The following is a 26,127-nucleotide window of genomic DNA, read 5'->3' as shown; positions in this document are numbered from 1 at the left end:
GCCGCTTACGGCTTGAGCGCTTGCCAGACGTAGGCGCCGTCGTGCCCGGCGGCAATATGACCGATGCCGGGGAAGGCGATATGCGCAGCGGCGATCCACTCGCCGTCGGTCGATGCCTGCGCAAAGAGCGCCGCGCGCGCCGCTTCGGCTTCGGCCGGCACGCTGTCGTAGTGGATCGTCACCTTGGGGTCCGGGAACTGCACGGCGGCGACATGCACGACATCGCCCCAGGCCAGCAAGGTCTTGCCGCCGCTCTGCACGCGGTAGGTGGTGTGGCCCGGCGTGTGACCGGCCCGCTCCTCGGCGGTGATGCCCGGCACGATGGTCGCGCCAGACTTGAAGGTCTCGATGTGGCCGGTGGCGCGATACGGTGCCAGTGCGGCGATCGCCTTGGCCGCGACGTCCTTGGTCTGCGGATTCGCCGCGGCCTGCGGCGTTGTCCACGCTGCCGCTTCGTCGGCGCTCATGCCGATCACGGCGTTCGGGAACACCGCCTTGCCGTCGTGGACGATGCCGCCGACGTGATCGGGATGCAGATGCGTGATCAGCACCCTGTCGATCTGCTCCGGCGTGTAACCGGCGGCGCGCAGATGCGTCACGACCTGCCCCATGCCGGGCCCGAGGTTCTGGCCGCCGCCGGCATCGATCAGCACGCGCTGGCTGCCGGTGTCGATCAGAAATGCGTTGTCGCTGGTCGGCACCGTACCGTCGAAGGCCTTGCCGAGCAGATCGCGGACCTCGTCCGGATGTGCGGGATCGGGAATCAGCAGCTTGCCGGCCGGCATCTGCATGGTGCCGTCGGACAAGGCGATGACGGTGAAGCCGCCGAGCTTGATGCGCACATAGCCGTCGGCGACGGAGCCGTTGCCGGCCGCCTGGGCGTTGCCGGTCAGCGCGATCAGCGACAGGGCGAGGGGAGCGAGCGTGGCGTAACGAAGCGAGGACATGGCAGATCTCGTTGACGGCGGAGCATGCAAAGCCGCTCAAAACGGCGACAATGCGTGGGTGAATTCCTGCGCCGCCGCAGCGGCGCGCCGAGCAGCGGCACAGGGTGCCGCTATTTTGCGGACATCATGACCGACTTTCACTATTACGAACCGGCTCGCGGCCACCGCCTCGCCCACGACCCGCTCAACAGCATCATCGCGCCGCGCCCGATCGGCTGGATTTCGTCGTGCGACGGTGACGGCTGCTGCAATCTCGCCCCGTACAGTTTTTTCAACGCGTTCAATTACCAGCCGCCGGTGATCGGCTTTGCGTCGATCGGCTACAAAGACAGCGTTCGCAACATCGCACAGACCCGCGAATTCGTCTGGAACCTGGCAACGCAGACGCTCGGCGAGGCGATGAACGAGACCTGCGCGCCGTTTGCGCACGGCGTCGACGAGTTCGAGCGCGCCGGTCTCGACAAGGCGCCGTCGCGCCTTGTGCGGGCGCCGCGCGTCGCCGCCAGCCCGGTGTCGTTCGAATGCCGACTGACACAGATCTTGCAACTGCGCGACCAGCACGACGCGCCGCTGCAGACCTGGCTGGTGCTCGGTGAGGTGGTCGCCGTGCACATCGACAAGGCGATGCTGGTCGACGGCGTCTACGACACGGTGCTCGCCGAACCGCTGCTGCGCGGCGGCGGTCCGGCCGACTACTTCTCGGTCAGTGACGCGCAACGCTCCTACATGTGGCGTCCAGGGGCCTGACGACCCGTCACGCGGGCATGCGACAATCGTCGGCATGGACGCAAAACCCAGATCAGTCTTCATCACCGGCGGCGGTACCGGGCTCGGCGGCGCTGTGGCGCGCGCGCTGGCTGCCGACGGCTGGCGCGTGGCGCTGGCGGGCCGCCGCATTGATCCCTTGCAGGCGCTGGCGCACGAGCTGCGCGACGCCGGTCACCCGGTCGAAACCTATGTGCTCGACGTGCGTGATGCGGCGGAAGTGGAAGGCGCGATCAGCGACTTCTCTCCCGATGCGTTGGTCTGCAGTGCCGCGATCCTCGGCCGTGGCGACATCTGGGACGCGTTGACGCCCGAGCGTTTCGCCGAGGTCATGGCGATCAACGTCGGCGGCACATTCAACGCCTGCCGTGCGGCGATGCGCCGCTGGCGTGCGGCCGGCATCAAGGGCGACATCGTCAACATCTCGTCGCTCGGCGGCCTGCGTGGCATGCAGCGCTTCAGCGGCTTTGGTGCCTATGCGACGTCCAAGCACGCCGTCGTCGGCCTCACCGAAGCGCTGGCGCTGGAAGGCAAGCCGCACGGCATCCGCGTCAACGCCGTGGCGCCGGGCACGATGAAGACAGCGATGCTCGACGGCCTCGGCGTTGAGGCCAAGACACTGCCCGACGACATCGCGCCGACCGTGGCCTTTCTGCTCGATCGCGCGCGCTCGGCACCGATCACCGGCACCATTGTCGAGGTGCATTGCAATGACGACTGAAACCGGGCCGGCGGCGCGGCCGGTGGTTTATCTGACGCGGCGCGCGACGTTCGCCGCCGCGCACCGGTTGTGGTCGGACGAACTGAGCGCCGACGAAAACGAAACCTTGTTCGGGCCCTGTGCCAGGCCACACGGTCACGGCCACAACTATGTGATCGAACTGACGCTGCGTGGCGGCATCGACCCCAGGACCGGCGTCGTCGTCAATCTCACCGAAATGCGGGATGCGCTGCAGGCGCAGGTGCTCGACCATGTCGATCATCGCAATCTCAATGTCGACTCGCCGCTGTGTGCCGGCATCAACCCGACCGTCGAGAATCTGGTCGTCGTGTTCTGGAATGCCCTGAAGCCGCGCTTCGGCGAGTTGCTGTACGAGCTGACGCTGCACGAGACCGAGAAGAACTGGGCGACCTATCGCGGCGAATAGGCCGGTAGGGCCGGACTGCAAGCGGCGTCGGGTTCGGGCGATGATGTGCCGACATAACCTGTGGGGGCAGGCCAGTGGAGCGCCGGCCGCCCGATGACCGAGACCGACGCCCGCGTATGCCCAAGATCGTTTTCATCCAGCCGGACGGCGTCAGCCGCAGCATCGACGCCGATGCCGGCCAGAACCTGATGGACATCGCCACCAATCACTTGGTCTCCGGCATCGTCGGTGACTGTGGCGGCTGCTGCTCGTGCGCGACCTGCCACGTCTATGTCGATGATGCCTGGGCCGCGAAGCTGGTACCGGCCGACGAGATGGAACAGGCCATGCTTGAAGGCGTGATCGATCCGCAGACTGGTAGCCGTCTCGGCTGCCAGATTCAGCTCAGCGATGCACTCGACGGTTTGGTCGTGCGCATGCCGGCGCGCCAGTTCTGAAGGCCGGTCATGTCGATGCAGGCACGACAACTGGCGGGGGCCGTGGGCCGCAAACTCTGGCACCGCGTCCGCGTCCCGGATGATCTGACCGCCGTGGTGCGCATCGACCGCGAGGCCGAGGTCGATCCGCGTCTCGCCGGCATGAGCGTCGAAGGCCGTGAGGCGATCTGGTCGTCGGTCGAACACCTGTTCCGTGGCGCCATCCATCCGGCCATCACCGTCGTGCTGCGCCGCCGGGGGCAGGTCGTGCTCAAGCGCTCGGTCGGCTGCGTGCGCGGCAATCTCGCCGACGACGACGAGGTGCCGGTGGTCATGCGCCCCGACTCGCCGGTCAGCCTGTTTTCGGCATCGAAGGCGATCAGCGCGCTGCTGGTGCACAAGCTGGTCGATGATGGCGTGCTGTCGCTCGACGATCGTGTTGTCGACTACGTGCCCGAGTTCGGCGCGCACGGCAAGGACCGCGTGACGATCCGCGGCTTGCTCGCGCACCGCGCCGGCATTCCCGATGTGCCGGAGCTCGATCCGCGGCCGGAGATGCTGCACGACTGGGACCGCATCATCGCCATGCTCTGCGCGGCCCAGCCCTTCGATCCGGACTTCGGCAAGCAGGCTTATCACGCCCTGTCGGCCGGCTTCATCGTCGGCGAAGTCGTGCGTCGCGCCAGTGGCCGCGAATTGCCGGCGCTGCTCGACGAGTGGATCGCGCGGCCGCTGAAGCTGCGCTACACGACTTACGGCCTCAAGCCCGAACTGCGGCATCTGGCGCCGACCAATGCGATGACCGGGCCGCATCCGTTCTGGCCGGTCACGACCTACGTCAAGCACGTGGTCGGCGTGCCGTTCGATGCCGCCGTGCGCGCGTCGAATGACGAAGCCTTCCTGTCGAGCGTGGTGCCGGCCGGCAACATCTATGCATCGGCCGACGACGTCAGCCGCATCTTTCAGATGCTGCTCAACGGCGGCGAGCTGGACGGTGTGCGCATCCTGCGTCCGGAAACGGTCGCCGACGCGATCCGGCCGATCGGCGGCGTGCAGTTCGACCGCACGCTGCTGGTGCCGCTGCGCTATTCGCCGGGCTTCATGCTCGGCCAGAATCCGGCCGGACTGTTCGGTCCGCGCAGCGGCGACGCGTTCGGTCATCTCGGCTTCGTCAGCGTGCTGTGCTGGGCCGATCCGTCGCGCGATCTGTCGGTGGCCCTGCTCAACACCGGCAAGTCGATGGCGCCGACCATCCTCACGCGCATGATCGGCGTGTTGCGCGCCATCGCTGCGCACTGCCCGCAGCAGCGCGCATGAAAAAAGCCCCGGCCTTCAGCGGCCGGGGCTTCGTCTCAACAGCCCGTCAGCTCAGTTGCTGTTCGACGGACTCGGTTCCGGCAACGTCTCCACCTCGGTGCCCGGCGGTACGTCGGGCGTCGTCGCACTGTCGCTGGACGGTGCGGCCGGCGCTTCCGGTGCTGCCGGTGCGGCGGGTTCAGCCGGCGCCGGCGGTGCTTCAGTCCCGGCCGGCGGCGCGACGCTGACCGAGCCCGGATCGTCGGCAGCCGTCACCTTGAGCTGCACGCGGCGGTTCTGCTCGCGGCCTTCGTCGGTGCTGTTGTCGCCGATCGGATCGGCTTCGCCGTAACCCTTCGTCGTCATGCGGCTGGCATCGACGCCGTGCGCGGCCAGATAGTCCATCACCGACTTGGAGCGCGCGTCGGACAGCTTCAGGTTGTACGCGTCGGAGCCCTTGCTGTCGGTGTAACCGTCGATCTCGACCGTGATGTCCGGGCGCGCGACCAGCGCATCGGCCACCGGATCGAGCAGGGTCTTGGCATTGAGCGTCAGCTTGGCCTTGTCGAACTCGAAGTTGACGCCGCGCAGCAGCACCGTGTCTCCGGCCTTGCAACCCGAGAAGTCGACGTGCGCGGCACCCGGCTGGACCTCGCAGGGCGGCGGCGGCGGTGGCGGCGGCGGCGGAGCCGGTGGTTCCGCCGGTGGCACGACGGCAACCGGTTCCGGTGCGGGCGGCGGGGGCGGCGCCTCCTTCTTGCCGAAGTGGTACTGCATGCCGAGCATGATCGAGTTCGACTGGTAGTTGGTGCGGTACTCGGCACCCGCGCTGCCGACCGCGTAGTCGTCGAAGGCGGTACGCAGGAAGCGGTAGTCGATCGACGTCGAGAAATGCTCGTTGAAATCGAACGCGACGCCGGCACCAGCCTGCCACGCAAGCACCCAGTTGTTGTCGCTGCGCAATGCGGTGCCATCAACATTGAAATTGTTGATCGAGACGCGCGACGCACCGATACCGGCGCCGAGGTAAGGCCGGAACGGCGCGAACCACTTCAGGTCATACCAGACGTTGAACATCGCCGTGTCGGCCGACTGGTGGCCTTTGACATTGGTGGTATCGACCGCCGGGCTGAGGATGCCGCCCGCCGGCATTTCGAAGCGCTGCAGCGAGTTGCGGCGATACGAATATTCGAGCTCGGGTCGCAGACCGTTGGCGAAGCTGAAGCCGGCGACGCCGCCCGCCATCCAGCCGTTCTTGAATTCGATCTTCGCGTAATCGTTGCCCGTCGCGCTGTCGCGTATCGTCTGGTTGTCCAGCAGATTCAGTCCGCCTTCGAGACCGATGTACGGGCCGGTGGCGGCATGTGCGGCCCATGGCAGCGCAGCGCCGGTCATGACGGCCAGACCGCCGCCTATGGATGCAAGCTTGAACTTCGACATATCCCTCTCCGCAGTTTGATTGTTATGGCAGACACGCCGCAGCGTGCCCGTGCAGCCCAACCGAGGTTTCTAGTCTTGAGGTTCTCGGGCGCCATGCCCGATTCCCTGTCCCGTGCATAGCATAGAGAACCCATCGCACTTGTGGCACTGACATGACGAACGGCCCGTTTAACTGAAGCGCAGCTGACTGTCGGACATGAAAAAGCCCGCGCGAGGCGGGCTTTTTCAATACTCGGCCGATCAGCTCAGGGCTTGGTCGGCATGGCCTTCAGGCCGCGGTCTTCGAGCATCGGCTCGATGCTCGGATCCTGCCCGCGGAAGGCGCGGTACATCGTCGCCAGGTCTTCGCTGTTGCCGCGCGACAACACCATGTCGCGGAAGCGCTGACCGTTGGCGGCGGTCAGGCCGCCGTTCTCCTTGAACCACTCGAAGGCATCGTCGGCGAGCATTTCCGTCCACAGGTAGGCGTAGTAGCCGGCCGCATAGCCGTTGCCCCAGATGTGCAGGAAGTAGCTCGAGCGATAACGCGGCGGCACGTACGACAGGTCGATGTGCTCGTGCTTGAGCGCCGCGGCTTCGAACTGGTCGGCGTCCTGCAGCGGCGCATCGGCACCGAGCGTGTGCCAATCCATGTCGAGCAGCGCCGCGGCGACCAGCTCGGTCATGTCATAGCCCTTGTTGAACAGCTTGGACTTGTTGAGCTTGGCCACCAGCGCGGCCGGCATCGGCGCGCCGGTCTTATAGTGACGGGCGTAGTGCGCGAAGATCTTCGGATCGTCGGCCCAGTGCTCGTTGAACTGCGACGGGAACTCGACGAAGTCGCGCGCCGTCGCGGTGCCGGACAGCGTCGGGTATTCCTGGTCGGCGAACATGCCGTGCAGCGCATGGCCAAACTCGTGGAACATGGTCACGACGTCGTCGTACGACAGCAGCGCCGGCTGGCCCGGTGCCGGCTTCGTGAAGTTGGCGACGTTGTAGATCACCGGCTTGGTGCCGAGCAGCTTCGACTGGCCGACGAAGTTGCTCATCCACGCGCCGCCGCTCTTGTTGTCGCGCTTGAAGTAATCGCAATAGAACAGCGCAAGCGACTTGCCGTTCTTGTCGAAGACCTCGAACACGCGCACGTCCGTCTGATAGACCGGGATGTCCTTGCGCTCCTTGAACGTCAGGCCGTAGAGCTGGTTGGCGGCGTAGAACACGCCGTCCTCGAGCACGCGGTTGAGTTCGAAGTACGGCTTGATCTGCGACTCGTCGAGATCGTACTTCTCCTTGCGCACCTGCGCGGAGTACTTCTGCCAGTCCCAGGCGGCGAGCTTGAAGTGCTTGCCGTCGCGGTTGATGGCGTCCTGGATATCGGCGGCTTCGCGTTCGGCGCGGGCTACGGCCGCCGGCGCCAGCTTGCGCATGAAGGCCAGCGCGGTCTGCGGATCACGCGCCATCTGGCTTTGCAGCTTCCACGCCGCGTAGTTCGGGAAGCCGAGCAGCTTGGCCTGTTCGGCACGCAGCTTGGCCATCTTCTCGATGATCTTGCGCGTGTCGTTGTCGTCGCCCTTCTCGGCGCGCGTCCACGATGCGTTGAACAGCTCCTCGCGGGTGGCGCGATCGTCCAGATCCTGCAACAGCGGCTGCTGCGTGGTGTTCTGCAGCGTCAGCACCCACTTGCCGTCGAGGCCGCGGTCCTTGGCGGCCTGCGCGGCGGCGGCGATGTCGCCGTCCGACATGCCGGCCAGCTTCGACTTGTCGTCGATCACCACCGCGCCGTCCTTGGTCGCCGTGACCAGGCGGTTGACGAACTGCGACGACAGCGTCGACACCTCGGCATTGAGTTTCTTCAGCTGGGCCTTGTCGTCGGCCGACAGCTTGGCGCCGCCGAGCACGAACTGGCGATAGACGACCTCGACGAGGCGCAGGCTTTCCGGATCCAGATGCAGCGTGCTGCGCTCGTTGTAGACGGCCTGGATGCGCGCGAACAGGCGCTCGTTCATCGTGATCGCGTCCTGATAGGCCGCGAGCTTCGGCGCCAGCTCTTCCTGCAGCTGCTGCAGCGCCGGCGAGGTGTTGGCGCTGGTCACGGCATCGAACACTGGCATCACGCGGTTCAGCAGCTCGCCGGATTTTTCCATCGCGACGTAAGTGTTCTCGAACGTCGGCGGCGCCGGATCGTTGGCGATCTTGTCGATCTCGACGAGGCTTTCGCGCATGCCTTCCTCGATCGCCGGGCCGTAGTCACTTTCCTTGATTTTGTCGAACGGCGGCGCCTGGAACGGCAGCGTGCTTTCGGTCATGAACGGATTGCCGGCCAGCGACGCCGGTGGCGTGGCAGTGGCCGGGGCGGGCATCGCGGCGGGGGCCGCGATCGGCTGGGTCGGAGTCTGCGCACACGCCGTCAGGGCGACGGCGGACGCGAACACGAGCGTGCGGGATTTCATCATCTTTCGAGTATTCCGGGCTTGGGCCTGTCTAGTTATCGGCGGCGTCGATGACGCCGACGCGCAACCTCCGCACTCTACCGACGATGGCCCGATGACGCAGGGGGGACAACCCCCAGACTCGATGAACGCGCTTTCATGCCGGTGTCAGCTGACGCTGCGCCGCTACTCGACGATGGCCGGATGCGCCTGTGCCGGGCTGCCCAGCATCGGCCGGTGCGACGGCGGCTGGCGGCCCTCGTCACTGAGGCCGTATTCTTGCGCCAGTTCGGCGCCGATCAGCACCTGTCCGGACTTCTCCGCGCGCGCGTCGTCGCGGTACAGCCTGCCGATCAGGTGGCCGGTGAACTCGGGTGTTTCGGCGATTTCCCAGAAGCCCGCGTACTTGTCCGGTTCGGCGTCCATCACGCGCCGCGTGCGCTCGGTGCGCAGCATGCCCATCCAGATCGAGACCGCGGCCACGTTGTGCGCCTTGAGATCGACGGCCATGTCCTTGGCGAACTTGTCGACGCCGACCTTCTGCGCGCCGTAGGCCGGGCCGTGCATGTAGCAGCTGGCGCCGAACGACGACGTGAACGCGATCAGGCCGTTCTGCTGCTCGACCATCAGCGGTGCCGCGTACCAGCTGGCGACATAGGCCGAACGCAGGCCGACGTCGAGGATGTCGACCAGCGCCAGCGGCTTGGTCCAGAAGCCGCCCTTGTCGGTCAGCTTGTCGTGCAGGAAGGTCGCGTTGTTGACGAGGATGTCGAGCTTGCCCTGTTCGGCCTTGACGCGTTCGAACAGCGCTTGCACGTCGGCGTCCCTGGCGTGATCGCAGGCCACGGCGATGCCGCGGCCACCGGCCTGGGTCACCGCCTCGGCGGTGCCGGCGATGGTGCCCGGCAACGGCGCGTCGCCTTCCTGCAGCGACCGACCCGTGACGTAGACGGTGGCGCCCTGTGCGCCGAGTGCGAGGGCGATGCCCTTGCCGGCACCGCGTGAGGCGCCGGTGACGACGGCAACGACGTCGCGCAGTGGTTTGTTGGTGTTCATGCTCGTTCTCCTCCAGCGCCCAGCGTGCCGGAGGCGCTTGGGCCGGGCCTCGTCCGAACGAGCGAACGCCGCCGAGCGGCGGTTTCAGCGGGGCGCGCCGGGCGCGGCGCGCGACCACAGACGGCGCAGCAGCGACGGCTTTTCGTAGCGCGCCTGGATGCCGCGCGCGAGAAAGTGCGGCGTGTACGAGCGGTCGGTCTCCATGATGTGCACCGACAGCCAGCGCTTGAGGAAGTGCAACAGCTCGAAGGTGATGCCCTGGCCCTCGTCGATCAGCCGGCGCTGCAGGTTCAGCACCTGCTCGAGCAATTGCTCGTGGCTGGCCTTGTGCGCCTCGTAGTCCGGATAGCCGAGCACGCGCATCAGGCTCTCCTCGACGGCGAAGTGAATGCGCGTGTAGTCGATCAGTTCGTGCAGTACGTGCATGGCCTCGGCGCTGCCGTGCTGCGTGAGAATCGCGACATGCAGCTGGTTGAGCAGATCGACCAGCAGCTTGTGCTGTGCGTCGATTTCGTCGATGCCGACGCTGAGTTCCGGCGTCCAGACGATCAGCGGTGCGGGCGTCGCGACGCTGCGCGGTGCGGCACGTGTGGACAGAGTATCGGCGAGCGGCATCACGGGCTCCGGGAAAGCGGGGGAGCCGGCAGTATTGTCTGGGTAACGCGCGGCAAAATTGCTGAAGGTCAATGCGCGCTGCGCCGCGCGGCGTTCCACGTGCGGCCCTCGGGGTTGAGGCGCCCTGGCTGCGACATGACGGCGCGACTACAGTGCAGTGCACAAGGACTCCGAGATCGGCCCCAACATGGCGCTTCCTGCAAGCACATCGCGCATTCCCACCGGCGTCTGGGTGCTCGGCTTCGTCAGCCTGTTGATGGACGTGTCGTCGGAGCTGATTCACAGCCTGCTGCCGGTGTTCCTGGTCGGCACATTGGGTGCCAGCGCCTTGACCTTCGGCCTCATCGAAGGCGCCGGTGAGGCCACCGCCATGATCGTCAAGATCTTCTCCGGGGCCTTCTCCGACTGGCTCGGCCGTCGCAAGTCGCTGGCGGTGATCGGCTATGGCCTGGGCGCGCTGTCGAAGCCGCTGTTCGCGCTGGCGTCGAGCGCCGGCTGGGTGTTGACCGCGCGGCTCGTCGACCGTGTCGGCAAGGGCATTCGCGGTGCGCCGCGCGATGCGATGGTGGCCGAGCTGACGCCGCCGGCGATGCGTGGCGCGGCCTTCGGTTTGCGCCAGACGCTCGATACCGTCGGTGCCTTTGCCGGGCCGCTGCTCGGCGTCGTGCTGATGCTGGCCTGGTCCGGCGACATCCGCAGCGTATTCGGCGTCGCCATCGTGCCCGGTCTGCTCGCCGTGCTGCTGCTCGGCTTCGGCCTGCGCGAGCCGCCGGCGGCCGGCGGGCCGGCCCGCGTCAATCCGCTGCGCGGCGCCAGCCTGCGCCAGTTTGGCGTGGCGTACTGGAGCATCGTCGCGATCGGCGCGGTGTTCACGCTGGCGCGATTCTCCGAGGGCTTTCTGGTGCTGCGCCTCAGCAAGGACGGCATGATGACGGCGCAGGTGCCGCTGGTGCTGGTGGCGATGAACGCGGCCTACATGCTCTCCGCCTACCCGTTCGGCAAGCTGTCCGATCGTGGCCACCACGGCACGCTGCTGGCGGCCGGGATCGCGGTGCTGATCGCCGCCGATCTGTTGCTGGCCAGCGGCGGTCGCGCACGGCTGTGGATCGGCGTGCTGTTGTGGGGGCTGCACATGGGCATGACCCAGGGCTTGTTCGCGCGCCTGGTCGCCGACGCCGCGCCGCCGGCGCTGCGCGGCACCGCATTCGGCTTCTTCAACCTTGCCGCCGGCATCGCCACGCTGATCGCCAGTCTCGTCGCCGGCCTGCTCTGGGATCTGCTCGGGCCGCGCGACACCTTCGTCGCCGGCGCGGTATTCAGTGCGGCGGCGTTGCTGGCGCTGGCGCTGCGTCCGCGCGCGCGCGCAGTTGGAACTTCATGACCTTGCCGGACGCATTGGTCGGCAGCGTGTCGGCGAAGGCGACCTGGCGCGGCACCTTGTAGTTGGCCATCTGCTCGCGGCACCACGCGATCAGCGTCGGCGCATCGAGCGCCTGCCCGGGGCGCAGCACCACGTAGGCCTTGCCGACTTCACCCAGGCGCGCATCGGGCACGCCGACCACGGCGCTCTGTGCGATCGCCGGGTGTGCGGCGAGCATGCGCTCGATCTCGGCCGGATAGCAGTTGAAACCGCCGCTGATGTACATGTCCTTGACGCGATCGGTGATGCGCAGATAGCCGCGCGCGTCGAGATGGCCGACATCGCCGGTATGCAGCCAGCCGTCGGCGGCGATGGTCTCACGTGTCGCCTGCGGATCGTCGAGATAGCCCTGCATGACGTTGTAGCCGCGAATCACGATCTCGCCCGATTCGCCGGTGGCGACCGCTTGCCCGTCGGCGTCGACGCAGCGCAGCTCGATGCCGGGAATCGCCTTGCCGGACGTCAGCGCGATGGTCTCGGCGGCGTCGTGCGCATTGCACAGCGTCGCGATGCCGCAGGTCTCGGTCAGCCCGTAGCCGGTCAGCACGATGCGAAAGCCCAGGTCACGACGAATGCGTTCGATCAACGCCGGCGCGATCGTTGCTGCGCCGGTGATCGTCGCGCGCAGCGACGACAGATCGGTTTGCGCGCGCTGCGGATCATCGAGCAGGCTGATGAACAGCGTCGGCGGGCCTGGCAGCACCGAAATGCGTTCGGCCTCGATGCGTTGCAGGATCGCGCGCGCGTCGAACACCGCGTGCGGCAGCACTGTGGCGCCGGCGATCAGACCGGCCAGCCAGCCGACCTTGTAGCCGAACGAATGAAAGAACGGATTGACGATCAGGTAGCGGTCGTCGGCGCTCAGTTCGACGCAGGCCGACCACGCACGAATCGCGCGCAGGTTCTGCGCGTGCGTGGTGACCACGCCCTTCGGCAGACCGGTGGTGCCGGACGTGAACAGGATGTCGAGGGTGTCATCGGGCCCGACCGCGGCGATGCGGGCGTCCAGCGTCGCGTCGGCTATGGACTCGCCGTGCGCGAGGAACGCGTTCCAGTCGAGATCGCCGGCCTCGGCATGTTCGACGACGACGATCTGCGCCAGTGTGTCCGGTCGTTGCGGGGCGACCAACGTCGGATAGTGCTGGCCGAGAAAGCGGCCGACCGAAAACAGCAGGCGCGCACCGCTACGTTGCAGCACATAGGCCGCTTCATTGCCGCGCATGCGCGTGTTGATCGGCACGATGGCTGCGCCGATCGCCTGCGTCGCGAGGCCGGCGACGACCCACTCGACGCTGTTCGGCGCCCAGATCGCGATGCGCTCGCCGTGCTGCACGCCGAGCGCGATCAGCGCTTTGGCCGCTTGGCGGCGCAAGGCATCGAGCGCGGCATAAGTCAGCGTTGCGCCATTCTCGGCGACCACGGCGGTGCGCTCGCGATACCGCGCGACCGCCGCTGCGAAGGCCTGTGGTGCGGTTTCAATCATCTTCGGCATGCAGGGGCGAAATGCTGCAATTTGAATGTCCGGGCCACGGACGGCCCGGGCTTGTACAGGACGTACAGGCGCGGATTGAGCGCACGGCGCTCAATCCGCCCACATGAGATACCCGTTGTCGATGCGCATCTCGGCGCCGTTGATGAACTTCGATTCGTCGCAGGCGAGGAACAACACCAGATTGGCGATGTCCTGCGGCTGCGCGAAGCGCGCCTGCAACTGCTTCGGATCCTTCTCGCGGATATAGCCGGGGCCGGCGCTTTTGTCCTTGTGCAGGTTGAAGACCATCGGCGTGGCGATGCCGTCCGGATGAATCGAGTTGCAGCGGATCTTGTACAGCTGCGCGCGGCAGTGCGCGGCGACGCTGCGCGTCAGGCCGGCGACCGCCGCCTTCGACGCGCTGTACGCGCAGAACGACGACTGACCGCCGATGCCGGCCATCGACGACATGTTGACGATGGAGCCGCTCGGCCGCGATTTCATCGCTTCGAGGCCGTAGTGGCAGCCGAGGAAATAGCCGTCGGAATTGATCTTCTGGATCTTCTGCCACAGTGCCAGCGTCGTCGACTCGATCGTGCCCTGCGCGAGGATCGCGGCATTGTTGACGAGGATGTCGACGCCGCCGAACGTGTCCTGCGTGGTCTTGATGACCTGCTTCCAGTCGTCCTCCGACGAAATGTCGTGACGGACGAACAGCGCGGCATCGCCGATCTGCGCCGCCAGCGCGCGGCCGTCGTCTTCGTTGATGTCGGTCAGCACCACGCGCGCGCCCTCGCGCGCCAGCAGCAGCGCGTCTTCCTTGCCGACGCCGCTGGCGGCGCCGGTGATGATCGCGACCTTGCCCGAGACCCGTCCTGTCATGCTGCCTGCTCCTCTCGATCTTCGTTGTGATGGCGGTGCTGCGCAGCGGCGCGGCCGGCGCGACGGCCGGACCACAGGCAGTCGGCGAGCGACAAGCCGCTGATGTAGTGATTCGAGGCGATGCCGATCGCCGTGCGCCCAGCCGCGTAGAGGCCGGCGATGTCGCCGCCGGCGTCGTCGCGGACCGCGCCGCTGTCCTCGTTGACGCGCAAGCCGCCGAGCGTGATCGCCGGGCACGGGAAGGTCTTGCTGTGCGCGGACACATCGAGCGCGTAGTACGGCGGCTGCGTCAGTTCAGCGCTGAACGCCGGGCTCTTGCCGAGCACGTCGTCGCCGCGGCGCACGCCGTTGTTGTAATCGGTCAGGCTGCGCGTCAGCGCCTCGCCGGGCATGCCGATGCGCGCCGCCAATGCCGCCGCGCTGCGTGCGCGCGGCGCGAACAGCATCAGGATCAGCGCCGGAATGCTCTGGAACGCCCACAGCCGGCCGAACAATGCTTCGCGGATCGCCGCGCGGCGCAGGCGTTTGTCGACGATCAGCCAGGCACGGCCACCGTGCCCTTCGCACATCGCGACGCCGAGCTTGGCGCCGTAGACCTGCTCGTTGCAGAAGCGCTGCCCCTGCGCGTCGACGACGATGCCCTGCGGCCAGACGCTGGGCGGATTGATGAAGCGCCAGGCCGAAACCTTGTCGAGGCGCGCCGCGGCGCCGCCGACCGATAGACCCAGGCGAATGCCGCTGCCGTCGCAGCCGGTGGCGCCGAGGCGCATGGTCATCGCGAACTTCGCGGCATGCTCGGCGACCATCGCGCGATTGAAGATGAAGCCGCCGGCGCTGAGGATGACGCCGCCGCGCGCGCGAACCAGCACACGTTCGCCTTCGGCGCTCTCGATCGCCAGCGCTTGCGCGCGCAGGCGATCGGCCCAGCCCGGCGCGACGTTGTGCAGCGCCTCGGCGCGGCGCATCAGTCTGGCGTGACGCTTGGCCGCCGGCGAATCCGGCCGCAGACGCTGCAGCTCGGCGCCGACGACCGCGCCGTCGGCATTGACCACGAGGCGGCGCACGGCGCTCTGTCGTAGCGTGCGCACACCGAGCGCGTCGACGCGCGCGCGCAGCGTTTCGAACAGTGTGCGTCCGGACAGGAAGCTGCCGCGCACGCGATGGCCGCGCGGCGCCGGCGCGGCGACCGCCGCGTATTCCTTCACCGCTTCGTTGCCGGAGTAGTAAAGATAAATGCCGTCGCGCGGGTACGAGGTCTTCGGCTGCGTGCGCAGATACTGCGGATCGGAATCGAAGTTCACGCCGATGCTTTCCAGCCACTCGATCATCGCCGTGCTGTCGTCGCAGAAACGGCGCAGCGTCGCGTCGCCGACCGCGCCATCGCCGTCGGCCAGACCGCATTCGATGCGCAGATAGCGATACATCGCCTCGGCCGTATCGTCGTAGCCGGCCAGGCGTTGCTGGCGCGTGCCGCCGCCCGCATAGACGATGCCGCCGCTCTTGGCAGTGGCGCCGCCGCCGTCGAAGCGCTCGACGATCAGGGTCTGCGCCCCGGCTTCGGCGGCGGCGATCGCGGCGCTGGCACCGGCCGCGCCGTAACCGACCACCAGCACATCGCATTCGAGCGCCCACGCGGTCTGCGCATCGGCGTGCAGCGGCGCGTCGATGGGCAGATTGCCGCCGGCTTCGGAGTGAGGGGCTTTGGACATGCGGCCGTGGCACCGTCGGTGACGCGCAGGATGCGCGGATCGCTCCAGCATTATTTCGATCGCGGCCGCGCGAGCTTCGTCCAATGGGATGAGCGTAGACGGCGGTTTCGGTGAGCCCGGCTCATCCCATCGGGTGAAGCTGCCGCGCAGGGGCATCTCGATAATTTCCGCACGACGACCAGTACGACGGCGGAAAGCATTCATCATGTTGAAAATCGAGGCATTGGCCTACATCGTGGCCGAGACCCGCGACCGGGAAAAATGGCGCGTGTTCGGTGAGCGCATGCTCGGCATGCAGGCGGTTGCGACCGACGACGGGCTCGGCCTGAAGATGGACGCGCGCGACTTTCGCATCCTCGTCGTCGACGGCGACGCCGATCGCTATTTCGCGTCCGGTTGGCAATTGCCGGACGGCTCCGCACTCGACGTGACGATCGCCGAGCTGCGCGGCGCCGGCATCGAGGTGACGCCGGGCGACGCGGCCCTGGCGGCGAGCCGCAAGGTCGAGCGCATCGCGTTCTTCACCGATCCGGCCGGCAACCGCCACGAGCTGGTCTGCGGCGATACCGGCGGCAGCACACCGTTCGTCTCACCGATCGGCGTGCACGGCTTCAAGACCGGCGCGCAGGGCATGGGCCACACCGTGTTGCCGGCGATCCCTTTCGAGCCGACGCTGAAGCTGTTCCACGACACGCTGGGCATGGGCCTGTCGGACGTCTTCAACTTCAAGCCGGCGCCGGATGCGCCGAACATTCGCATCTACTTTCTGCATGCGGCGTCGGGCCGGCATCACAGCCTGGCGCTGGCCGAGATGCCGAACCCGGCGGGTTGCGTGCACGTGATGGTTGAGGTGGACCGGCTCACAGACGTTGGTCGCGCGTACGACCGGCTCAAGGCCGAAGGCGTGAAGCTGATGGCGACGCTCGGCGAGCACGAGAACGACCGCATGACCTCGTTCTACATGATGACGCCCGGCAACTTCGCGCTCGAATACGGCTACGGCGGCATCAGCGTCGAGCCCGGCGTCTGGGAGACGACGCAGACCTCGCAGGTGTCGATCTGGGGCCACGACTTCTCGGTGGGGTTCCAGTGAAAAGCGCTTTAACCGCAGATTACGCAGATTTCGCAAATAGACAGAACGTGGATGCGCGTCGCACTGCTCGTCCGTGTCGTGCATGCATGGAGGCTGCCCCGTGCTGAACAAGGAAATGACGGTGGCCGAGGTCGTCGCGCAGTTGCGTGACGGCATGACGATCGGCATCGGCGGCTGGGGGCCGCGGCGCAAGCCGATGGCGATCGTCCGCGAAATCCTGCGCTCGGATCTCAAGGATCTGACCGTCGTCGGCTACGGCGGCACCGACATGGGCATGCTGTGCGCGGCCGGCAAAGTGAAGAAGCTGATCTACGGCTTCGTCTCGCTCGATTTCATCCCGCTCGAACCGTTCTTCCGCAAGGCCCGCGAGGCGCGCCAGATCGAGGCGATGGAACTCGACGAAGGGCAACTGCACTGGGGCCTGCGCGCGGCGGCGATGCGGCTGCCGTTCCTGCCGACGCGCATCGGCCTGGCGACCGATCAGCCAAGCAAGATCATGCCGCAGCTGCGCACCGTCACCTCGCCGTATGAAGACGGCGAGGTGCTGCTGGCGATGCCGGCGATCCCGCTCGACGTCGCACTGCTGCACGTGCACAAGGCCGACCGTCTCGGCAATACGCGGCTGTACGCGCCCGACCCGTTCTTCGACGAGCAGTTCGCGCGCGCCGCGCAGCGCTGCTACGTCAGTTGCGAGGAACTCGTCGACCGCCTCGACAGCGACGAGACCGACGCCAAGTGCAATCCGTTCGAGCGCAACCTCGTCAGCGGCGTCGTCGCCGCGCGCGGTGGCGCACATCCGACGTCGAACGTCTCGACGCATGGCGACGGTTACGGCTGGGATGCCGCGCATCTGAAGCGTTACTGCGCCGCGGCCGACGAAGACGGCGGCTGGGCGAAGTACGCCGACGAATTTCTCGGCGGCGACGAAGCGGCCTACCAGCGCGCGGTCGGCGGTCGTGACGCGATCGTCAATCTGCCGCGCCAGGTGTTCTGATCATGAGCGTAGCGACCACGATGCCCGATTTCTCCCTCGCCGAACTGCTGATCTGCACCTGCGCCGACGTCTGGCGCGACGACGGCGAAGTGCTCGCCACCGGCATCGGCATCATTCCGCGTCTGGCGCAGGGCCTGGCGAAGCTGACGCACAGCCCGGAGCTGATGATCACCGACGGCGAGGCGTATCTGACCGAAACGCCGGTGACGATCGGCGCGAAGAATCAGGAAGGTCGCCGCTACGGCGGCTGGATGCCGTACTCGCGCGTGTTCGACAACGTCTGGGGCGGGCGCCGCCATGCGCTGGTCGGCCCGGTGCAGGTCGATCGCTGGGGACAGGCCAACATCTCGTGCATCGGCGACTTCGCCAGCCCTAAGCGCCAGCTGCTCGGTCTGCGCGGCTTTCCCGGCAACAGCATCAACCACACGAACTCGATGTTCGTGCCGAACCACAGCAAGCGCGTGTTCGTCGACGGCGAAGTCGACGTGGTCTGCTCGGTCGGCTACCGCAAGGAACGCTGGCCGGCCGGCGTCAAGCACGACTACATGCGCATCCATCGCATCGTCACCGATCTGTGCGTGATGGATTTCGGCGGTCCCGATCATGCGATCCGCGTCGTCAGTCTGCATCCGGGCGTGAGCTTCGATCAGGTGCAGGCGGCGACCAGTTTCCCGCTGCTGCGAGCCGATGGTTTGGCCGAAACCGCGCATCCGAGCGCCGAGCAGTTGGCGGTGATTCGCCAGCTCGATCCCAAGGACATCCGCAGCCGCCAGCTCAAGGACAACCCGCCGGGCGTGCGCAAGGCGGCGTGAGGCAGACGACGATGACAACCGCGAATCCTTCCGAGATCGAAAACGAACCCGTGGTGAGCTACGAGTCCGCCGACGGCGTCGCCACGGTGACGATGAACCGGCCGCGCTATCACAACGCGCAGAACTCGAAGATGACCTATGCGCTGGACGCGGCGTTCCGCTGCGCGGTCGACGACGACGAGGTCAAGGTCATCGTCCTCGCCGGCGCCGGCAAGAACTTCTCGGCCGGACACGACATCGGCACGCCGGGCCGCGACGTCAACGAGAGCTTTGCGCGCGCGCATCTGTGGTACGACCACGTCGGCAAGCCGGGCGGCGAATTCCAGTACGTGCGCGAGCAGGAGGTCTATCTCGGCATGTGTCGGCGCTGGCGCGAGATTCCGAAGCCGACCATCGCCCAGGTGCAGGGTGCCTGCATCGCTGGCGGCCTGATGCTCGCCTGGGTCTGCGATCTCATCGTTGCCAGCGACGATGCACACTTTCGCGACCCGGTGCTGCAGATGGGCATTCCGGGCGTCGAATACTTCGCGCACGCGTTCGAGCTGCATCCGCGCATCGCCAAGGAATTCCTGTTCCTCGGCGAGAAGATGAGTGCCGAGCGCGCGTATCAGATGGGCATGGTCAATCGCGTCACGACGCGCGAAGCGCTGGCCGGCGAGGTGCGTGCGATCGCCGCCAAGCTGGCGACGCAGCCGCGCATGGGCCTGGCGCTGGCCAAGCAGGCGATCAATCACGTCGAGGATCTGCGCGGCAAGCGCACGGCGATGGACGCGGCCTTCGGCTGGCATCACTTCGCGCATGCGCACAACTCGCTGCTGACCGGCAACAACCTCGGCGGGCTCGACGCCAAGGCGATAGCCGCGTCGAACCGGGACGACAAGGCGTGACGGCGCGTCTGTCGACACCGCTGACGGCGGCGCTGGGCTGCCGCTATCCCATCGTGCAGACGGCGATGGGCTGGGTGGCCGACAGCACGCTGGTCAGTGCGACGACCCATGCCGGGGCATTCGGCTTTCTCGCCGCGGCGACGATGTCGACCGACACCTTGCGCCGCGAGATCGCCGCCGTGCGTGCGGCCACCGATGGCCGCTTCGGCGTCAACTTCCACATGTTCCAGCCCAATGCGCGCGAGGTCATCGAGCTGGTGCTGGACAACGCCGACCGCGTGCGCGCGGTCAGCTACGGCCGCGGTCCGGACGCGAAGACCATTGGCCGCTTCAAGGACGCCGGCGTGCTGTGCATGCCGACGGTCGGTGCGCTCAAGCACGCGACCAAGGCGGTCGAACTCGGCGCCGACATCGTCACCGTGCAAGGCGGCGAAGGCGGCGGTCACACCGGCTCGGTGCCGACCACGCTGCTGTTGCCGCAGGTGCTCGACGCGGTGAAGGTGCCGGTGGTCGCGGCCGGCGGTTTTCACAACGGCCGTGGTCTGGCCGGCGCGCTGGCCTTTGGTGCCGCCGGCATCGCGATGGGCACGCGCTTTCTGATGACGGCCGAATCGCCGGTGCCGCGCGAGACCCTGGCGCGCTACGTCGCGATTCGCGATCCGGCGAAGATTCGTGCGTCGACCGCCGTCGACGGCATGCCGCAGCGCATGATCGACAACCCGTTCCTGTTGCGCCTCGAAAACGGCGGCCTGCTGCGGCGCCTGTCGGTGGCGCTGGCCAGCGCCTGGCACTGGCGTGCGCAGACCGGCATGTCGGTCGCGCACATGCTGCGCACCTTCTTCGCCGCGATGCGCGAAGGCGACGCCGCCATTCAAACGATGATGGCCGCCAACGCACCGGTGCTGATCCAGCGCGCGATGGTCGAGGGTCGCCCCGACGAAGGCGTGCTGCCGAGCGGCCAGGTCGCCGCGGTGCTCGACAGCCTGCCGCCGGTCGCCGAGCTGATCGCCGCCATCGTCGCCGAGGCCGAGACGCGCCTCGCCGCGGTTTCCACCTTGTCTGCCGCACCCCCGCAGGGGGCCGCCGCATGAACCTGCCCGCCACCACCATGACTCACGGATTTCAGACGACGATCGTCGACGGCATTGCCGAACTCGTGCTCGACCGGCCGCCGGTCAACGCCCTCGACGACGCCGGCTGGCACGCACTCGCCGACCAGATCGAGCGTCTCGGTCACGACCCGGCCGCGCGCGTCATCGTCTTGCGCGCCGAAGGCCGCGGCTTCTGCGCTGGCGTCGACATCAAGGAGCTGGACCGTCATCCCGAGCGCATCGTCTCCGTCAACGCCGGCAACTACCGCAGCTTTCGCGCCGTGCATCGCAATCCGCTGCCGGTCATCGTCGCCGTGCACGGTTTCGTCCTTGGCGGCGGTATCGGCCTGACCGGCGCCGCCGACATCGTGGTCGCCGCCGACGACGCAACGTTCGGCGTGCCCGAGGTCGATCGCGGCGCGATGGGCGGTGGCGCGCATCTGCAGCGTCTGTTCCCGGTGCAGAAGGTGCGGATGATGTATTTCACCGGCGAGCCGATCACCGCCGCCGAAGCCCATCGACTCGGGGCGGTCGAAAAAGTCGTGCCGCGCGGCGAACTGCGCGAGGCGGCGCTCGCTATCGCGCGCACCATCGCCGCCAAGTCGACCGCGATGATCCGCCTCGCCAAGGAATCCTTGAACGGCATCGAGGACGGCAACCTTGAAGACAAATACCGCTGGGAGCAGGGCTTCACGCTGCAGGCCTACAGCGAAAAGGACTCCGCCGAGACGCGCCGCGCCTTCGTCGAAAAGCGCGACGCCAAGTTCGAGAACGAAAAACCATGAGACTCGACTACACCGAGCGCCAGAAACAGTTTCGCGAGGAGATCCGCTCGTGGCTGGCGGCCAACGTGCCGTCCGAGACCCTGCCGAGCTTCGACACCGAGCAAGGTTTCGAGGCGCACCGTCGCTGGGAAGCGACGCTGTCGGAAGGGCGCTGGAGCGCCGTCACCTGGCCGCGCGAATACGGTGGCCGCGGCTGTGACCTCATCGAGTGGCTGATCTTCGAGGAGGAATACTGGCGTGCCGGCGCGCCGCTGCGCGTCAATCAGAACGGCGTGTTCCTGCTGGCGCCGACGCTGATGGAATACGGCAGCGACGAGCAGAAGGCGCGCTTTCTGCCGCGCATGGCGGCCGGCCAGGACATCTGGGCGCAGGGCTGGTCGGAGCCGGGCGCCGGTTCGGACATGGCGGCGATCCGCAGCAAGGCGGTGCGCGACGGCGACCACTACGTCATCAACGGCCAGAAGACCTGGTCGACGCGCGCGGTCTGGGCCGACTGGCTGTTCGGCATGTTCCGCACCGATCCGACATCGAGCCGCCATCACGGCCTGACCTTCATCCTGCTGCCATTGAACCTGCCGGGCATCACGATCCGGCCGATCAAGCAGCTCAACGGCCTGCCGGGCTTCGCCGAGATTTTCTTCGACAATGTCCGTGTGCCGGTCGTCAACCGGCTCGGCGACGAAGGCGCAGGCTGGAGCGTGGCGATGGCCACGGCCGGCTTCGAACGCGGTCTGATGCTGCGTTCGCCGGCACGCTTCCAGCAGACCGCGCGCAACCTCGTCGCCCTCTATCAGCAGCATCGCGATCGCGTCGACGCCGACCCCGGTATCCGCGAGGCGGTGCTGAAAAGCTGGATGGACGCCGAGGCCTACACGCTGGCCACGTATCGCACCGCCTGCCGGCTCGGCAAGGGCGCGAAGATTGGCGCCGAGGCCAGCACCAACAAGATCTTCTGGTCGGAACTCGATCTGCTGATGCACGAAACCGCGATGCGCATCCTCGGCCCGTACGGCGAGCTGATGCCGGAGGCGTCGGCGTCGCCGTATTCGGATCACTGGCTCGACGGTTTTCTGTTTGCGCAGGCCGGGCCGATCTACGCCGGCACCAACGAGATTCAGCGCAACATCATTGCCGAACGCATGCTGGGGCTGCCGCGCTCATGACGATCGACCGCCCGCAAGCCGCGCTCGTTCGTCAGCGGCCCCTCGCCTAGAGATTCGCCATGGACTTTACTTTCGACGACCAGCAGCTCGCGTTTCGCGACGCCATCCACAAATTCCTGATGGTCGAGGCGGCGCCGGAGATGCTGCGCGAGATCTGGGAGACCACCGCCAGTGGCCGCTCCGCGGAGCTGCGTGCCAAGCTCGCCGATCAGGGTTTGACCGCGCTGTCGGTGCCCGAGGAATTCGGCGGCATCGGCGTCGGTGATCTCGATTGGGTGCTGGTGCAACAAGAGCTTGGCTATTTCGCGATTCCCGATTCGCTGACCGACAGTGCCTATCTTGCCGCGCATCTGCTCAATCAATTGCCGGCCGATGTGACCCTGAAGCGCGAATGGCTGCCGCGTCTGGCGGCCGGCAAGGCACGCATCGCGGTCGGGCATCCGGTCAATCCGCTGGTCGCCGACGCGGCGCTTGCCGATCTGCTGCTGCTGTGGCGCGACGACGAAGTGCACGCCGTCACGCGCGATCAGGTCAAGCTGACGTTCAATCCGAGCATCGATCTGTCGCGGCGCTTGTACGCCGTGGAATGGAGCGCGTCGCCGGCGACACGCATCTGCCCGGCCAAGCTCGGCCGCACGCTGTGGGCCGACGTGCTCGATCGCGCGGCGCTTGCCGCCAGCGCGCAGCTCTTGGGCCTGGCGCAGCGCATGCTCGACCTCGGTGTCGACCACGCCGCGCAGCGCAAGCAGTTCGGCAAGCCGGTCGGTTCATTCCAGGCGGTCAAGCATCACCTCGCCGACGTCGCGGTGAAGATCGAGTTTGCCGAACCGATCGTGCATCGCGCCGCCTGCGCGCTGGCCGACAACGACCCGCAGCGCGCCGTCCATGTTTCGCACGCCAAGCTCGCCGCCGGCGACGCCGCGCGCCTGGCCGGGCGCAAGAGCATCCAGGCGCACGGCGCGATGGGCTATACCTGGGAGGCCGATCTGCAGATGTACCTGAAGCGCGCCTGGGCGCTCGATTCGGCGTGGGGCGATAACATCTTCCACAAATCCCGCATCGACGCCGCCGTGTTGGACCAGGCCGCGGCGATCGGACCCGGTTGCACATTCTCATCGAGGAGAGCTTGAACATGGCAGAGGCCTATATCGTCGACGCGCTGCGCACGCCCACCGGCAAGCGCAAGGGCAGTCTGGCGCACCTGCACGGTGCCGATCTCGGCGCACACGCGCTGCAGGCGCTGGTCGCCCGCAACGCGATTCCCGCCGAAGACTACGACGACGTGATCTTCGGCTGCCTCGACACCATCGGGCCGTTGGCCGGCAATATCGCGCGCACCTGCTGGCTGGCCGCCGGCCTGCCGCTGCATGTGCCGGGCGTGACCATCGACCGTCAGTGCGGGTCCAGCCAGCAGGCCGTGCACTTCGCCGCGCAGGCGGTGATGAGCGGCACGCAGGACGTGGTCGTCGCCGGCGGCGTGCAGACCATGACGCAGATTCCGATCTCGTCGTCGATGCTGGCGGCCAAGCCGCTCGGTTTCGCCGATCCATTCTCCGGCTCCAAGGGCTGGGTCGCGCGCTTCGGCAATCAGCCGGTGTCGCAATTCGTCGGCGCGCAGATGATCGCCGACAAATGGAAGATCTCGCGCGAAGACATGGAAGTGTTCGCGCTCGAATCGCATCGCCGTGCGCGGCAGGCGCAGGCCGAAGGCCGCTTCGATCGCGAGCTGATCGAAACCGAAGGTCTGAAGATGGACGAGACGGTGCGCAACACCTCGCTCGAACAGATGGCCACGCTCGAACCGCTGGCACCGGGCGGCACCATCACCGCCGGCGTGTCGAGCCAGACCGGTGACGCGTCGTCGGCGATGCTGATCGTTTCGGAAAAGGCGCTGAAGCAATACGGCCTCAAGCCGCGCGCGCGCATCCACCACATGAGCGTCTACAGCGACGATCCGATCTTCATGCTGACCGCGCCGATTCCGGCGACGCAGCAGGCGCTGAAGAAGTCCGGCATGAAGCTCGACGACATCGACCTGGTCGAGATCAACGAAGCGTTCGCGCCGGTGGTGCTGTCGTGGTTCAAGGACATCGGCTATCCGCACGAGAAGACCAACGTCAACGGCGGCGCGATCGCGCTGGCGCATCCGCTCGGCGCCACCGGCGTCAAGCTGATGACGACGCTGTTGCACGAGCTGGAGCGGACGAAGGGACGCTATGGATTGCAGACGATGTGCGAAGGCGGCGGCGTGGCGAATGTGACGATCATCGAGCGACTTTGACCGTCCGCCGCAGACGTGGCCCCGCTGCTACAGGTGACTGCAGGAGCAGGCCACGCCCGCAGGGGCGATAGGTCGTGTGTTTTGAAGCGTGCGTGTCGAGGCAGAAAGCCCCGCCTTCTTCGCATCAGATGAGTGCCAGGCATTCGCGATAACGCTCGGCTGTTCTCGGCAAGCCAACGATTCTCAATCGATCGACGTATTCCTCCGCGCAGCGTGGCGGATTTTTCAGGCGCTGCCGGATGCGTTTGGCCGCCGCGCAGACACGCGGCACGTTCAGATCGAACTGATAGGTGATGAAATCGTCCGGATGGATTGCCTCAATGCCCAGCGGTCCGAGCACCGTATCGGGAAAATCCTTGAGATTGAACGTGACGATGGCGTCCGCGTGCGCATGGATCGCCGCGGCGAGCACATGACGGTCCTTCGCATCCGGTAGCGTGAGCCCGTCGATCAGTGGCTCGTATCCAATGACCAGCGCATCTTCGGCGTGCCGATCCATCAGCTCGCGTGTGCGCAGCAGATTGTCCGCCACGAGATCGGGCCGTCCAATGCGACTTGTACATGCCGACCAGCGCCAGCTCCATCAGCAGGTCGCGTAGCGGTGCCGGGTACAGCACACAGGCATCAAGCACGACCCGGAATCCGTTCATGACGGCCCGATCAGTAGCCCAGGCCGAGGTATTCCGCCTCTTGTGTCAGCTCCTCCAGCACCTGCCCGCGCCGCTCCAGCCGTTGCTGCCGGTAGCGCAACACGTCCTCCGCCTTGATCCGGCGATGACTGCCGACCTTGGTGAACGGAATCGCACGCGATTCGAGCAGCTTTACGAAATGCGGGCGCGAGATATTAAGCAGATCGGCTGCCTGCGAAGTCGTTAGCTCCGCATGCACCGGGACCAGCGTCACCGCGTTGCCGTCAGCCATCTCGGTGAGGATACGGTTGAGCAATGCCACCACGGCGTACGGCAGCTCCACGGTTTCCTCCCCGCTGGGGGCCTGCAGTCGTAGCTGGCAGCGATCCGACTGCTGCAGATGCGCCAGATGCCGTTGTACGAGCTTGGCCTGTTCCTGATCGTGCTCCGATGGAAGCATGAGCGGGTCATTCTCCGTTGCCATGACCTTGCCTCCTTGATTGGTTGGCCGTGTCAGTTTACTGAGCAAACGAAATAAACGAAACACTTCTGCGCAGGTGGCGATTTCGGCCGAACCGTTGCGGAAGGCCTCGTCAGCCCGCTGCGTCCGCCGGTCCGCGCGCGTCGTGCACATGAAAGGCAGCGCAAGGACGACGCGGTGAAGACCAGGCGGTTTCTCCGCCGACCGTACGCCGATCACGATCGGGATCCTGTTCCAGTGCGATACCGAGAAGGCTGACGCCTACGGAGAATGACGCAATCGGACGATGCATCACATCGGTCCGCACGATCAAATCAAGCCGAATAAACCGTAAAAAC

The 26,127-nt window shown here is 66.8% G+C and carries 24 protein-coding genes and 1 pseudogene; 15 read left to right on the top strand and 10 right to left on the bottom strand.

Annotated features, from left to right (window positions below):
- Positions 1-5: 5 nt before the first annotated feature.
- A complete protein-coding gene (locus G7Y82_RS01430; protein ID WP_168146209.1) occupies positions 6-947 on the bottom strand; it encodes an MBL fold metallo-hydrolase in 942 nt (313 codons plus the stop codon).
- A gap of 126 nt (positions 948-1,073) precedes the next feature.
- On the opposite strand from G7Y82_RS01430, the gene G7Y82_RS01425 reads away from it, so the two are divergent.
- From G7Y82_RS01425 to G7Y82_RS01405, 5 genes are all read left to right on the top strand, one after another.
- Positions 1,074-1,694, top strand: coding sequence for a flavin reductase family protein (locus G7Y82_RS01425; protein ID WP_168146558.1), 621 nt, complete (start codon positions 1,074-1,076; stop codon positions 1,692-1,694).
- Positions 1,695-1,728: 34 nt separating this feature from the next.
- A complete protein-coding gene (locus G7Y82_RS01420; RefSeq protein ID WP_168146208.1) occupies positions 1,729-2,433 on the top strand; it encodes an SDR family NAD(P)-dependent oxidoreductase in 705 nt (234 codons plus the stop codon).
- Positions 2,423-2,860, top strand: a complete 438-nt coding sequence (locus tag G7Y82_RS01415) for a 6-carboxytetrahydropterin synthase (protein WP_168146207.1) — start codon at positions 2,423-2,425, stop codon at positions 2,858-2,860. The genes G7Y82_RS01420 and G7Y82_RS01415 overlap by 11 nt, the downstream gene beginning before the upstream one ends.
- 116 nt (positions 2,861-2,976) lie before the next feature.
- Positions 2,977-3,297 carry a 2Fe-2S iron-sulfur cluster-binding protein gene (locus G7Y82_RS01410; protein WP_168146206.1) on the top strand — a complete coding sequence of 107 codons (321 nt, stop codon included), beginning with the start codon at positions 2,977-2,979 and terminating at the stop codon, positions 3,295-3,297.
- Between the two features lie 42 nt (positions 3,298-3,339).
- Positions 3,340-4,593 carry a serine hydrolase domain-containing protein gene (locus G7Y82_RS01405; RefSeq protein ID WP_168146205.1) on the top strand — a complete coding sequence of 418 codons (1,254 nt, stop codon included), beginning with the start codon at positions 3,340-3,342 and terminating at the stop codon, positions 4,591-4,593.
- Between the two features lie 51 nt (positions 4,594-4,644).
- Here G7Y82_RS01405 and G7Y82_RS01400 read toward each other — a convergent pair whose 3' ends face one another.
- The 4 genes from G7Y82_RS01400 to G7Y82_RS01385 all read right to left on the bottom strand — a co-directional run bounded on the left by G7Y82_RS01400 (position 4,645) and on the right by G7Y82_RS01385 (position 10,091).
- Positions 4,645-6,012 carry an OmpA family protein gene (locus G7Y82_RS01400; protein ID WP_168146204.1) on the bottom strand — a complete coding sequence of 456 codons (1,368 nt, stop codon included), beginning with the start codon at positions 6,010-6,012 and terminating at the stop codon, positions 4,645-4,647.
- 245 nt (positions 6,013-6,257) lie between these two features.
- On the bottom strand, positions 6,258-8,444 hold the full coding sequence (dcp, locus tag G7Y82_RS01395) for a peptidyl-dipeptidase Dcp (protein ID WP_168146203.1): 2,187 nt from the start codon (positions 8,442-8,444) through the stop codon (positions 6,258-6,260).
- Between the two features lie 162 nt (positions 8,445-8,606).
- On the bottom strand, positions 8,607-9,476 hold the full coding sequence (locus tag G7Y82_RS01390) for an SDR family NAD(P)-dependent oxidoreductase (RefSeq protein WP_168146202.1): 870 nt from the start codon (positions 9,474-9,476) through the stop codon (positions 8,607-8,609).
- Between the two features lie 84 nt (positions 9,477-9,560).
- Positions 9,561-10,091, bottom strand: a complete 531-nt coding sequence (locus G7Y82_RS01385; RefSeq protein ID WP_168146201.1) for a bacteriohemerythrin — start codon at positions 10,089-10,091, stop codon at positions 9,561-9,563.
- A gap of 187 nt (positions 10,092-10,278) precedes the next feature.
- Between G7Y82_RS01385 and G7Y82_RS01380 the strand changes: the two genes are divergently transcribed.
- Positions 10,279-11,472, top strand: a complete 1,194-nt coding sequence (locus tag G7Y82_RS01380) for an MFS transporter (RefSeq protein WP_168146200.1) — start codon at positions 10,279-10,281, stop codon at positions 11,470-11,472.
- Here the strand turns inward: G7Y82_RS01380 and G7Y82_RS01375 are convergent.
- The 3 genes from G7Y82_RS01375 to G7Y82_RS01365 form a co-directional block, all read right to left on the bottom strand.
- A complete protein-coding gene (locus tag G7Y82_RS01375; RefSeq protein ID WP_168146557.1) occupies positions 11,408-12,994 on the bottom strand; it encodes a FadD3 family acyl-CoA ligase in 1,587 nt (528 codons plus the stop codon). The two genes, G7Y82_RS01380 and G7Y82_RS01375, sit on opposite strands and share 65 nt — an antisense overlap.
- 99 nt (positions 12,995-13,093) lie before the next feature.
- Positions 13,094-13,864: an SDR family oxidoreductase gene (locus tag G7Y82_RS01370; RefSeq protein WP_168146199.1), complete on the bottom strand. Its 771-nt coding sequence runs from the start codon at positions 13,862-13,864 to the stop codon at positions 13,094-13,096.
- Positions 13,861-15,573 carry an FAD-binding protein gene (locus G7Y82_RS01365; RefSeq protein ID WP_168146198.1) on the bottom strand — a complete coding sequence of 571 codons (1,713 nt, stop codon included), beginning with the start codon at positions 15,571-15,573 and terminating at the stop codon, positions 13,861-13,863. The genes G7Y82_RS01370 and G7Y82_RS01365 overlap by 4 nt, the downstream gene beginning before the upstream one ends.
- A gap of 205 nt (positions 15,574-15,778) precedes the next feature.
- Between G7Y82_RS01365 and G7Y82_RS01360 the strand changes: the two genes are divergently transcribed.
- The 9 genes from G7Y82_RS01360 (at position 15,779) to G7Y82_RS01320 (ending at position 24,679) form a co-directional block, all read left to right on the top strand.
- A complete protein-coding gene (locus G7Y82_RS01360; protein ID WP_168146197.1) occupies positions 15,779-16,666 on the top strand; it encodes a VOC family protein in 888 nt (295 codons plus the stop codon).
- A gap of 103 nt (positions 16,667-16,769) precedes the next feature.
- A complete protein-coding gene (locus G7Y82_RS01355; protein ID WP_168146556.1) occupies positions 16,770-17,660 on the top strand; it encodes a CoA transferase subunit A in 891 nt (296 codons plus the stop codon).
- Between the two features lie 2 nt (positions 17,661-17,662).
- On the top strand, positions 17,663-18,472 hold the full coding sequence (locus G7Y82_RS01350) for a CoA-transferase subunit beta (protein ID WP_206370202.1): 810 nt from the start codon (positions 17,663-17,665) through the stop codon (positions 18,470-18,472).
- A gap of 11 nt (positions 18,473-18,483) precedes the next feature.
- Positions 18,484-19,359, top strand: coding sequence for an enoyl-CoA hydratase (locus G7Y82_RS01345; RefSeq protein WP_168146196.1), 876 nt, complete (start codon positions 18,484-18,486; stop codon positions 19,357-19,359).
- On the top strand, positions 19,356-20,450 hold the full coding sequence (locus G7Y82_RS01340; RefSeq protein WP_168146195.1) for an NAD(P)H-dependent flavin oxidoreductase: 1,095 nt from the start codon (positions 19,356-19,358) through the stop codon (positions 20,448-20,450). Before G7Y82_RS01345 ends, G7Y82_RS01340 begins: the two co-directional genes overlap by 4 nt.
- Before the next feature lie 17 nt (positions 20,451-20,467).
- The gene (locus G7Y82_RS01335) at positions 20,468-21,235 is read left to right on the top strand and encodes an enoyl-CoA hydratase family protein (protein ID WP_168146554.1); all 768 of its coding nucleotides are present in this window, start codon (positions 20,468-20,470) and stop codon (positions 21,233-21,235) included.
- The gene (locus G7Y82_RS01330) at positions 21,232-22,398 is read left to right on the top strand and encodes an acyl-CoA dehydrogenase family protein (protein WP_168146194.1); all 1,167 of its coding nucleotides are present in this window, start codon (positions 21,232-21,234) and stop codon (positions 22,396-22,398) included. The genes G7Y82_RS01335 and G7Y82_RS01330 overlap by 4 nt, the downstream gene beginning before the upstream one ends.
- Positions 22,399-22,457: 59 nt before the next feature.
- Entirely contained in the window at positions 22,458-23,528 is a 1,071-nt protein-coding gene (locus G7Y82_RS01325; protein ID WP_168146193.1) for an acyl-CoA dehydrogenase family protein, read from the top strand.
- Positions 23,529-23,530: 2 nt separating this feature from the next.
- Positions 23,531-24,679, top strand: a complete 1,149-nt coding sequence (locus G7Y82_RS01320) for an acetyl-CoA C-acetyltransferase (protein ID WP_168146192.1) — start codon at positions 23,531-23,533, stop codon at positions 24,677-24,679.
- Positions 24,680-24,803: 124 nt separating this feature from the next.
- Here G7Y82_RS01320 and G7Y82_RS01315 read toward each other — a convergent pair.
- Together G7Y82_RS01315 and G7Y82_RS21815 are read right to left on the bottom strand one after the other, a co-directional pair.
- Positions 24,804-25,329 (bottom strand): annotated as a pseudogene (locus tag G7Y82_RS01315) (VapC50 family PIN domain-containing toxin).
- Positions 25,330-25,339: 10 nt separating this feature from the next.
- On the bottom strand, positions 25,340-26,008 hold the full coding sequence (locus G7Y82_RS21815) for a helix-turn-helix domain-containing protein (RefSeq protein WP_168146191.1): 669 nt from the start codon (positions 26,006-26,008) through the stop codon (positions 25,340-25,342).
- Positions 26,009-26,127 lie beyond the last annotated feature (119 nt).

Source organism: Solimonas marina, from assembly GCF_012241385.1.
Lineage (GTDB): Bacteria > Pseudomonadota > Gammaproteobacteria > Nevskiales > Nevskiaceae > Solimonas > Solimonas marina.
This window is presented reverse-complemented; position numbering and strand designations above follow the sequence as displayed.

Bases quoted from the DNA above. Each gene is read 5' to 3' on its own strand.
- G7Y82_RS01410 (WP_168146206.1), top strand. From the start codon at position 2,977: ATGCCCAAGATCGTTTTCATCCAGCCGGACGGCGTCAGCCGCAGCATC.
- G7Y82_RS01345 (WP_168146196.1), top strand. From the start codon at position 18,484: ATGACAACCGCGAATCCTTCCGAGATCGAAAACGAACCCGTGGTGAGC.
- G7Y82_RS01415 (WP_168146207.1), top strand. From the start codon at position 2,423: ATGACGACTGAAACCGGGCCGGCGGCGCGGCCGGTGGTTTATCTGACG.
- dcp (WP_168146203.1), bottom strand. From the start codon at position 8,444: ATGATGAAATCCCGCACGCTCGTGTTCGCGTCCGCCGTCGCCCTGACG.
- G7Y82_RS01385 (WP_168146201.1), bottom strand. From the start codon at position 10,091: ATGCCGCTCGCCGATACTCTGTCCACACGTGCCGCACCGCGCAGCGTC.
- G7Y82_RS01330 (WP_168146194.1), top strand. From the start codon at position 21,232: ATGAGACTCGACTACACCGAGCGCCAGAAACAGTTTCGCGAGGAGATC.
- G7Y82_RS01400 (WP_168146204.1), bottom strand. From the start codon at position 6,012: ATGTCGAAGTTCAAGCTTGCATCCATAGGCGGCGGTCTGGCCGTCATG.
- G7Y82_RS01325 (WP_168146193.1), top strand. From the start codon at position 22,458: ATGGACTTTACTTTCGACGACCAGCAGCTCGCGTTTCGCGACGCCATC.
- G7Y82_RS01425 (WP_168146558.1), top strand. From the start codon at position 1,074: ATGACCGACTTTCACTATTACGAACCGGCTCGCGGCCACCGCCTCGCC.
- G7Y82_RS01365 (WP_168146198.1), bottom strand. From the start codon at position 15,573: ATGTCCAAAGCCCCTCACTCCGAAGCCGGCGGCAATCTGCCCATCGAC.
- G7Y82_RS01420 (WP_168146208.1), top strand. From the start codon at position 1,729: ATGGACGCAAAACCCAGATCAGTCTTCATCACCGGCGGCGGTACCGGG.
- G7Y82_RS01320 (WP_168146192.1), top strand. From the start codon at position 23,531: ATGGCAGAGGCCTATATCGTCGACGCGCTGCGCACGCCCACCGGCAAG.
- G7Y82_RS01390 (WP_168146202.1), bottom strand. From the start codon at position 9,476: ATGAACACCAACAAACCACTGCGCGACGTCGTTGCCGTCGTCACCGGC.
- G7Y82_RS01370 (WP_168146199.1), bottom strand. From the start codon at position 13,864: ATGACAGGACGGGTCTCGGGCAAGGTCGCGATCATCACCGGCGCCGCC.
- G7Y82_RS01335 (WP_168146554.1), top strand. From the start codon at position 20,468: ATGACTCACGGATTTCAGACGACGATCGTCGACGGCATTGCCGAACTC.
- G7Y82_RS01380 (WP_168146200.1), top strand. From the start codon at position 10,279: ATGGCGCTTCCTGCAAGCACATCGCGCATTCCCACCGGCGTCTGGGTG.
- G7Y82_RS01360 (WP_168146197.1), top strand. From the start codon at position 15,779: ATGTTGAAAATCGAGGCATTGGCCTACATCGTGGCCGAGACCCGCGAC.
- G7Y82_RS01375 (WP_168146557.1), bottom strand. From the start codon at position 12,994: ATGATTGAAACCGCACCACAGGCCTTCGCAGCGGCGGTCGCGCGGTAT.
- G7Y82_RS01350 (WP_206370202.1), top strand. From the start codon at position 17,663: ATGAGCGTAGCGACCACGATGCCCGATTTCTCCCTCGCCGAACTGCTG.
- G7Y82_RS01430 (WP_168146209.1), bottom strand. From the start codon at position 947: ATGTCCTCGCTTCGTTACGCCACGCTCGCTCCCCTCGCCCTGTCGCTG.